General features: G+C 67.5%; 10 protein-coding genes. 7 read left to right on the top strand and 3 right to left on the bottom strand.

Translation table 11 applies throughout. The features are described 5' to 3' along the window. Together V7D28_RS11660 and V7D28_RS11655 are read left to right on the top strand one after the other, a co-directional pair. A partial coding sequence (locus V7D28_RS11660; RefSeq protein WP_333587554.1) for a 5-formyltetrahydrofolate cyclo-ligase occupies positions 1-174 on the top strand: 174 nt, incomplete at its 5' end. Between the two features lie 8 nt (positions 175-182). Then, positions 183-1,013, top strand: coding sequence for a TIGR00282 family metallophosphoesterase (locus V7D28_RS11655; protein ID WP_333587552.1), 831 nt, complete (start codon positions 183-185; stop codon positions 1,011-1,013). Positions 1,014-1,078: 65 nt separating this feature from the next. Here the strand turns inward: V7D28_RS11655 and V7D28_RS11650 are convergent, their stop codons facing one another. Next, positions 1,079-1,774 (bottom strand): hypothetical protein, encoded by a 696-nt coding sequence (locus tag V7D28_RS11650; protein ID WP_333587551.1) that lies wholly within the window; start codon positions 1,772-1,774, stop codon positions 1,079-1,081. A gap of 152 nt (positions 1,775-1,926) precedes the next feature. Between V7D28_RS11650 and V7D28_RS11645 the strand changes: the two genes are divergently transcribed. After that, complete coding sequence (locus V7D28_RS11645) at positions 1,927-2,283, top strand: phage holin family protein (protein WP_333587553.1); 357 nt, start codon at positions 1,927-1,929, stop codon at positions 2,281-2,283. Between the two features lie 86 nt (positions 2,284-2,369). Here the strand turns inward: V7D28_RS11645 and groL are convergent, their stop codons facing one another. Next, on the bottom strand, positions 2,370-4,013 hold the full coding sequence (groL, locus tag V7D28_RS11640) for a chaperonin GroEL (protein ID WP_333587550.1): 1,644 nt from the start codon (positions 4,011-4,013) through the stop codon (positions 2,370-2,372). A 119-nt stretch (positions 4,014-4,132) separates the two neighbouring features. Continuing rightward, positions 4,133-4,420: a co-chaperone GroES gene (gene groES / locus V7D28_RS11635; protein ID WP_333587549.1), complete on the bottom strand. Its 288-nt coding sequence runs from the start codon at positions 4,418-4,420 to the stop codon at positions 4,133-4,135. A 142-nt stretch (positions 4,421-4,562) separates the two neighbouring features. On the opposite strand from groES, the gene V7D28_RS11630 reads away from it, so the two are divergent. From V7D28_RS11630 to V7D28_RS11615, 4 genes are all read left to right on the top strand, one after another. Next, entirely contained in the window at positions 4,563-4,736 is a 174-nt protein-coding gene (locus tag V7D28_RS11630) for a hypothetical protein (RefSeq protein WP_333587548.1), read from the top strand. Between the two features lie 63 nt (positions 4,737-4,799). Then, positions 4,800-5,525: a TetR/AcrR family transcriptional regulator gene (locus V7D28_RS11625; protein ID WP_333587547.1), complete on the top strand. Its 726-nt coding sequence runs from the start codon at positions 4,800-4,802 to the stop codon at positions 5,523-5,525. Positions 5,526-5,700: 175 nt separating this feature from the next. Further along, entirely contained in the window at positions 5,701-7,914 is a 2,214-nt protein-coding gene (locus V7D28_RS11620) for a TonB-dependent receptor (protein WP_333587546.1), read from the top strand. 67 nt (positions 7,915-7,981) lie between these two features. Further along, a partial coding sequence (locus tag V7D28_RS11615; protein ID WP_333587545.1) for an MFS transporter occupies positions 7,982-8,345 on the top strand: 364 nt, incomplete at its 3' end.

Genomic DNA, 8,345 nt, shown 5'->3' with positions numbered 1-8,345 from the left:
GGGCAGGGGGGCGGAACCTATGACCGCACCATCGCCGCCTTGAAGGCGCAAGGCCCGCTCTTCCTGCTGGGTTACGCCTATGCCGGCCAGGAGATCGACCAGGTCCCCCTCGAACCGCACGACCAACCCCTCGACGCCGTCGCCACCGAGGCCGGCCTGATCGACTTTCGCTAGGACAACCCATGCGTTTCGCCTTTTTCGGAGATGTGGTGGGCCGGTCGGGCCGTGACGGCCTGGCCGACCACCTGCCCATGCTGCGCCGTCGCCTGGGGCTGGAGTTCGTGGTGGTCAATGCGGAGAACGCCGCGGCGGGCTTCGGCATCACCGAGAACACGGCCCGCGAGCTGTTCAACGCCGGCGCCGACTGTCTGACGCTCGGCAACCACTCCTGGGATCAGAAGGAGGCGCTCACCTATATCGTGCGCGAGCCGCGCCTGATCCGGCCCCTGAACTACTCCGTCCTGGCCGACGCCCCGGGCTGCGGCGCCAATCTCTTCGAAACCGATTCCGGCCGGCGCATCCTGGTGATCAACCTGCTGGGCCGGGTCCATATGGACTCCCTGGACGATCCCTTCGCCGCGGTGGATCGCGAGCTGGAAAAGGCGCCCTTGGGCATGGTGTCCGACGCCGTCCTCGTGGACATGCATGCCGAGGCCACCAGCGAGAAGATGGCCATGGGCCACTTCTGCGACGGGCGGGCGAGCCTGGTGGTGGGCACCCATACCCATGTGCCCACGGCCGACGCCCAGATCCTGCCCGGCGGCACGGCCTATCAGACCGACGCCGGCGCCTGCGCCGACTATGACAGCGTGATCGGCAACCAGAAGGAAGAGCCCCTGCGGCGCTTCACCACCCGCATCTCCGGCGGGCGCTACAAGCCGGCCGAAGGTCCGGCCACCGTATGCGGCGTGTTCGTGGAGACCGATGACGCCACGGGCCTGGCCCGGCGCATCGAACCCATCCGTGTGGGCGGCCGGCTCGCCGAGACCATTCCCGAGGTCGAGCCGGCCTGAGCTCAAGTCTCTGAGTTTAGAGCCTGATTCAGCGATCCGACGGTTCCGTCTGATCGCATCGGGCTCTAAGGGCCGGCCCTGCGCGGCGCGCCTTCGGGCCTCGCCCCGCCGCGGCTCTTGGCCAGGTCGCGCAGGGCGGCCAGGGTCAGCACCCCGTCCCCATCGGCGTCCAGGCGCTCAAAGCGCCGCTTCGCCGCCTGGCCCCACTCCGCCCAGGAGACCCGCCCGTTGAGGTCGGCGTCGGCGTTGCGCACGGGCTGGGGAATGTTCAGCAAGCCGTAGGGCGCGGCCCCCTGCAGGGCGCCGTCTGCGCCGCCCGGTCCCATGGCCCCGCGGGGCGGCTTGCCGCTCTTGAGCGGCCCCCCGTCGCCGGAGCCTCCGGGCGGCGGCCGTCCGTCGCGCTCTCCCCCCTGCGGCCCGGCGGGCCGCGAACGGGTGATCTCCGGAACGATCTCGCGTTCATAGGTCTGGTTCTCGAACCCGTCGATCAACCCGTCGTCATTGGCGTCCAGGGCGCGGAACAGGGCCTCGGCGTCGAGGCGGAATTCCGCAAGCGTCAGGAGGCTGTCGCCGTCCCGATCGGCCCGGGCGAACCACGTCCCCAGACCGTCAGGACCACGGAACGGCTCACCGGACGGGCTGATGAACAGTCCCCCCGCGCCCTGAGGCGGAGAAGGCGGCGGCGGGGGCTCGGGTTCGGCCAAGGCGCCTGTGGCGACCAGCAGGCCGGCGGCGGCCGGCGCAATCCATCGGATGATCAAGACATTGGTCCCTCTTGGCCCTCCATCCCCAAGGCCAAGCTCCCCCGAAGGTGAGGCGGAAATGGGTCATGGGGTGACGGAAGGCGCGGCTTGGCCGATCATGCGCCTTTCAGCCGGACCTCGGTCCGGCGTGCAGAGGGGAAACGCCCATGCTGGCCAGGTTCATCGTCCGCGCGGTCTTCGCCGCCATCGGCCTTTGGCTGTCATCCATGCTGGTGGCCGGCGTGGCCTTCACCGACATGGGCAGCCTGATCCTGGCGGCGGTGCTGCTCGGCGTGGTGAACGCCATCCTGCGGCCGATCCTGTTCATCATCACCCTGCCGCTGACCCTGCTGACGCTCGGCCTGTTCTTGCTGCTGCTCAACGCCGCCATGATCGGGCTTGTGGCGGTGATGCTTCAGGGCTTCATCGTCGACGGGCTCTGGCCGGGCCTGGTGGCGGCGGTGGTCACAGGCCTGACCAGCTGGGTCGGCCATATGATCCTGCGGGACGACCAGGCGCGGGGCTGACGCCCAACCGGGCTGACGCAGAACGAAAAAAGGGCGGAGCCTTGGGAGGCTCCGCCCTTCGTTCGTTTGGCGCTGAATGGCCGGACTTAGAAGTCCATGCCGCCCATGCCGCCCATGTCGGGCATGCCGCCACCGGCCGGAGCGTTCTTCTTCGGCGCTTCGACGATGGCCGCTTCGGTGGTGATCAGCAGGCCGGCGACGGAAGCCGCGTCCTGCAGGGCGGTGCGCACGACCTTGGCCGGGTCGATGACGCCAGCCTGGACCAGATCGACATATTCCTCGGTCTGGGCGTTGAAGCCGAAGGTGGCCGAGCCGTTCTCCAGGACCTTGGAGACCACGATGGAGCCTTCGACCCCGGCGTTTTCCGAGATCTGACGGATCGGAGCCTGCAGGGCGCGACGCACGATGGCGATGCCGGCTTCCTGGTCGTCATTGTCGCCCTTGAGGGCGTCGAGGACCTTGGAGGCCTTCAGCAGGGCGACGCCGCCGCCCGGGACGATGCCTTCCTCGACCGCTGCGCGGGTGGCGTTGAGCGCGTCATCGACGCGATCCTTGCGCTCCTTCACCTCGACCTCGGTGGCGCCGCCGACGCGGATCACCGCCACGCCGCCGGCCAGCTTGGCCAGGCGCTCTTGCAGCTTTTCCTTGTCGTAGTCCGAGGTGGTGTCCTCGATCTGACGCTTGATCTGGCTGATGCGGCCTTCGATGCCTTCCTTGTCACCCGAACCATCCACGATGGTGGTGTCGTCCTTGGTGATGGTGACCTTCTTGGCGCGGCCCAGCATGTCGAGGGCGACGTTTTCGAGCTTGATGCCCAGGTCTTCGCTGATCAGCTGGCCGCCGGTCAGGATGGCGATGTCTTCCAGCATGGCCTTGCGGCGATCGCCGAAGCCCGGCGCCTTGACGGCCGCGACGCGCAGGCCGCCGCGCAGCTTGTTCACCACCAGGGTGGCCAGAGCCTCGCCTTCCACGTCCTCGGCGATGATCAGCAGGGGACGACCCGACTGGACCACGGCTTCCAGGACCGGCAGCAGGGGCTGCAGGGTGGAGAGCTTCTTCTCGTAGAGCAGGATGAGCGGCTCTTCGAGGTCGGCCTCCATCTTGTCGGCGTTGGTGATGAAGTAGGGCGACAGGTAGCCGCGGTCGAACTGCATGCCTTCGACGACGTCGAGTTCGGTCTCGGCGGTCTTGGCTTCTTCGACGGTGATGACGCCTTCGTTGCCGACCTTGTCCATGGCCTTGGCGATCATCTCGCCGACCTCGGTGTCGCCATTGGCCGAGATGGTGCCCACCTGGGCGATCTCGGAATTGGCGGAGACCTTCTTGGCGTTGGACTTGATCTCTTCGATCACCTTGGCGACGGCCTTGTCGATGCCGCGCTTCAGGTCCATCGGGTTCATGCCGGCGGCCACCGACTTCAGGCCTTCGGTGACGATGGCCTGGGCCAGCACCGTGGCGGTGGTGGTGCCGTCGCCGGCCTTGTCGTTGGTCTTGGAGGCGACTTCGCGGATCAGCTGAGCGCCCAGGTTCTCGAACCGGTCGGCCAGTTCGATTTCCTTGGCCACCGACACGCCGTCCTTGGTGGAGCGCGGGGCGCCGAAGGACTTTTCGATGACGACGTTACGGCCCTTGGGGCCCAGGGTCACCTTGACCGCATTGGCCAGGGTGTTGACGCCGCGCAGCATGCGGTCGCGGGCGTCGGCGGAGAAATAGACGTCTTTCGCAGCCATTTCTTCTTCTACTTCCTATTCAAGCCGGGGCGGCGGTCCGGATCATCCGGGACGCGCGGCCTGCCGGCCGTTATGGGTCGCCCGCCGGAGCGGGCCGGTGGAAAGCGGTGGCCCGCGCCCTATTCCAGGACGCCCAGGATGTCGCTTTCCTTCATGATCAGCAGGTCTTCACCCTCGAGCTTGATCTCGGTGCCCGACCACTTGCCGAAGAGGACGCGGTCGCCGGTCTTGACGTCCAGCGCCTGGACCTTGCCGTTCTCGTCGCGCGCGCCCGGGCCGACGGCGATGATCTCGCCTTCCTGCGGCTTTTCCTTCGCGGTGTCGGGGATGATGATCCCGCCCTTGGTCTTTTGTTCTTCCTCGACGCGCCGCACGAGGACGCGGTCTCCCAAAGGACGAAACGCCATGTTGGTCTTGCTCCGTTCGGAACCATTTGAAATGCGATGACCGCCAGCGGTCCCGGACGCGAGGGGCTGTTAGCAGCCGACGCGCCCGAGTGCTAACGTCGGCCGGGAGTTAGGAAAGCCGCCCTCCGGAGTCAAGCCGGGGTTGAGCGACGATTCTGTGTCGCCCCTGCGGAATCTGGGCGCCCCTTCACTGGCTGTTACCCCTGGCGGCGCCTATATGCTGTCCATGGTCAAGCTTCTGAAGATCATCCCTGCCCTGATGGCCCTGGCCGGCGTCGTCGGCCTGTTCGTCCTGACTCAGCCGGCGGCCCTCTAAAGCGGCGTGCCCGGCCCGCGAGGCTTGACGGCCTGCGCATGCGCGGCCTCCACTGGCGCGGTCATGGGAAAAACCGCCGAAGCCGCCCCCTCACGCCAGGACCCGGTTCCCGAATCCACCGCGGGCGTCAGCCGCGGCCGGCGGCGCAAGGGCCAGGGACCCGACCTGCGCGAGGCCATACTGGACGCTGCGGAGGACCTCTTTTCCCGCCACGGCTTCTATGGGGTGACGGTGCGCCAGGTGGCCGCCGAGGCCGGCGTCGACACCGCCCTGATCCACTATTATTTCGGCGCCAAGCGTGAGCTGTTCGACGCCGTCTTCGCCCGGCGGGCGGAGATCCTCAACCGCGAGCGGCTGGAGGCCATGGCCGCCTATCGCGCCGCCCATGCCGGCGCCCTTGAGGTGGAGGGGGTGATCGAGGCCTTCATCGGCCCGCTCATCGACCGCTCCCTCACCCAGGATCCCGGCTGGAAGAACTACTTCCGCCTGGTGGCCCTGGTGAACAACACCCCGGCCTGGGGGGGCGAGACCATGCACCGCTTCTTCGATCCAGTCGTCCACCGCCTGATCGAGATGCTGGCCGAGGCCCTGCCCGAGGCGGAACTGGACGATCTCTACTGGTGCTATCAGTTCCTGACCGGCGCCATGATGCTGGCCCTGTCGGAGACCGGCCGGATCGACCAGCTGTCCGGCGGACGGTGTCGTTCGTCCGACCTGCAGGCGGTTCGGGAGCGTCTCTTCGCCTATTGCGCCGCGGGCCTGGAGGCGGTGGTCCGGCGGGCCGGCTGAGTTTTCCGCCGAACGCGGTGTTGCGAAAATTCATCATCTGACAAAAAACTCGGCCCGCGCCGTGCTGTGGCGGCTGGTCTAAGGGCCCTGCTTGCAGGCACACTCCGCTTAATTCACCACCTGGTGAGTTTGTGACGACGCTGCGCTTCAGACGTGGCGCGTCGGGGAGGAAAAAATGAATACCATCTTCAAGGCTGCGCTCCTGGCGAGCGCGGCGATGGCGGCTGTCCCTGGCGTCGCCGCCGCCCAGGCCCCGACCCAAGGCGCAGCCGTGGTCGAGGAACTGGTGGTCACCGCCCGTCGGCGCGAGGAGACCCTGAAGGACGTGCCCGTGGCGGTCACGGCGGTCACCGCCGAGCGCCTGGAGGCCACTGGGGCGGCCGACATCACCAGCCTGCAGCAGTCGACCCCCAACCTGACCGTCCAGGTGGCGCGGGGCTCCAACTCCACTCTTATCTCGTTCATCCGCGGGGTGGGCCAGCAGGACCCGCTCTGGGGCTTCGAGCCCGGGGTCGGCCTCTATGTGGACGACGTCTATATCGCCCGGCCCCAGGGGGCGGTTCTGGACGTCTTCGACATCGAGCGGATGGAGGTGCTGCGCGGTCCCCAGGGCACGCTCTATGGCCGCAACACCATCGGCGGGGCGATCAAATACGTCACCGCCAAGATCTCCGGCGAACCGCAGATGCGCTTCAAGGGGCAGTTCGGGTCGTACAATCAGCGGGATTTTGTCGGCTCGGCCAAGGGCATGGTGAGCGACAGCCTGGGGGTGGGCCTGACCTGGGCGAGCTTCGATCGGGACGGCTATGGGACCAATCTCACCACCGGCGCCGAGCATTATGACAAGGACGTCGGGGCGGCCCGGGCCACGGTGGAGTTCTCGCCCACGGCGGACCTCTTCTTCCGCCTGTCGGGGGACATCGTCACCGACCGGTCCAATCCCCGTCACGGCCACCGGGAGGTGGCGGCCTTTGGCCTCACCAACCAGCCCCTGCCGGGCGGGGCGGTGCTGTCCAACGTCTATGACACCCGGGCCGGCGCCGGCGACAAGAACCGCGTGGAGAGCCGCGGGGTCTCGCTGCTGGGCGAGTGGTCGCTCAGCGATGTCCTGACCCTCAAATCGATCTCGGCCTACCGCGCCGGGGAGACCGAGGGCGTCATCGACTTCGACACCCTGCCCGAGCCCTATCTGGACATTCCGGCCCGCTACAGCGACCACCAGTTCACCCAGGAACTGCAGCTGCTCTACACCGGCGAGCGGGTGCAGGCGGTGGGCGGCCTCTTCTATCTGAGCGCCACGGCGGCCGGCGCCTTCGACACGGTGCTGAGCCAGGCGGCCCTTTCCATCGCCACCGCCGGCCATGTGGACACCGAAAGCTGGTCGGCCTTCGCCGACGCCAGCTTCAACCTCACCGAGGCCCTGACCCTTTCGGTGGGCGGGCGCTACACCCGCGACGAGAAGACCGGCCAGGTCTATCGCCAGAACTTCACGGGCATTCGCTCGCCGCTGTTCGGCAACCCGACGGCCATTCCCGGCCTGCTGCGCTCGAACTTCACCAGCACCGACACCTACGAGAAGTTCACCCCGCGGGTCAGCGTCAGCTACGCCCTGGATTCCGAACGCACCGCCTATGCGGCCTACAGCCAGGGCTTCAAGTCCGGCGGCTTCGACATGCGGGCCGACGCGATCCTGACCCCCAATTCCCGCGACGGCTATGCGCCGGAGACGGTGGATTCCTACGAGGCGGGTTTGAAGGGCTACTTCTTCGATCGCCGCCTCAGCCTGAACACCGCGGTCTTCTACGCCCAGTACCAGGACCAGCAGGTGACCCTGCAGACCCCGGTGGGGGCCTCCATCGCCAGCCAGGTGCTGAATGTGGGCGAGTCGCACATGTCCGGCGTCGAGGTGGAGGGGGTGGCCTTCCTGACGCCTGAGCTCAGCGCCAATGTGTCCCTGGGCTATATCAAGGCCGAGTTCGACGAGTATCGCGCCCTCAATCCCCTGACCGGCCAGATCGAGGATTTCGCCGACAGCCGGGTGTTTCAGAACACGCCCGAATGGACCGGCGCCTTCAGCTTCACCTATCAACGCGACCTGGGGGACCGGGGCCGGATCAGCTTCATCCCGTCGGCCTCCTACCGCTCGTCCTTCTCCATGTTCGAAATCCCGTCCCTGCTCGATCAGGGGGCCTACTGGCTCTATGACGCCAGCCTGGTCTGGACCTCGGCCAACGACCGCTACCGCATCGGCCTGCACGGCAAGAATCTGGGCGACGAGACCTACCGGATCGGGGGCTACAACTTCCCCGGCGGCCTCTTCGCCAACTCGATCACGGCCTATTACGGTCCGCCGCGCACTGTGATGATGTCCCTCGAAGCCCGCTTCTGAGGCGACCCCTTCCGGAGCGGGCCGGCCGCCATCTGGCGGCCGGCCCGCCTTTCGTTCTGGAGCTTTGATGACAGACGCCCCGCAGGCGCAGAGCCGCCGCGCCGACCCCTATCCCTTCACGGTGCTGGCGGTGCTGATCATCGCTTACACCTTCAACTTCCTGGACCGGCAGATCCTGGGAATCCTGGCCGGCCCCATCAAGGCCGAGCTGGGGCTGACCGACAGTCAGCTGGGCCTCATGGGCGGACTGGCCTTCGCCCTCTTCTACACCGCCCTGGGCATTCCCGTGGCCTGGCTGGCCGACCGGTGGAGCCGCACCTGGATCATGACCGGCGCCCTGGCGCTGTGGAGCGCCTTCACCGCCCTTTGTGGCTTCGCCAACGGCTTCTGGAGCCTGTTCCTGGCCCGGATGGGGGTGGGCGTGGGCGAGG

The organism is Phenylobacterium sp. (genome assembly GCF_036723115.1).
In the GTDB taxonomy this organism is placed as follows: domain Bacteria; phylum Pseudomonadota; class Alphaproteobacteria; order Caulobacterales; family Caulobacteraceae; genus Phenylobacterium.
Note: the sequence above shows the minus strand (reverse complement) of the source record. Positions and strands in the feature narration are given on the sequence as shown.

Coding starts and splice junctions, on each gene's coding strand:
- V7D28_RS11655 (WP_333587552.1), top strand. CDS start 183: ATGCGTTTCGCCTTTTTCGGAGATGTGGTGGGCCGGTCGGGCCGTGAC.
- groL (WP_333587550.1), bottom strand. CDS start 4,013: ATGGCTGCGAAAGACGTCTATTTCTCCGCCGACGCCCGCGACCGCATG.
- groES (WP_333587549.1), bottom strand. CDS start 4,420: ATGGCGTTTCGTCCTTTGGGAGACCGCGTCCTCGTGCGGCGCGTCGAG.
- V7D28_RS11625 (WP_333587547.1), top strand. CDS start 4,800: ATGGGAAAAACCGCCGAAGCCGCCCCCTCACGCCAGGACCCGGTTCCC.
- V7D28_RS11620 (WP_333587546.1), top strand. CDS start 5,701: ATGAATACCATCTTCAAGGCTGCGCTCCTGGCGAGCGCGGCGATGGCG.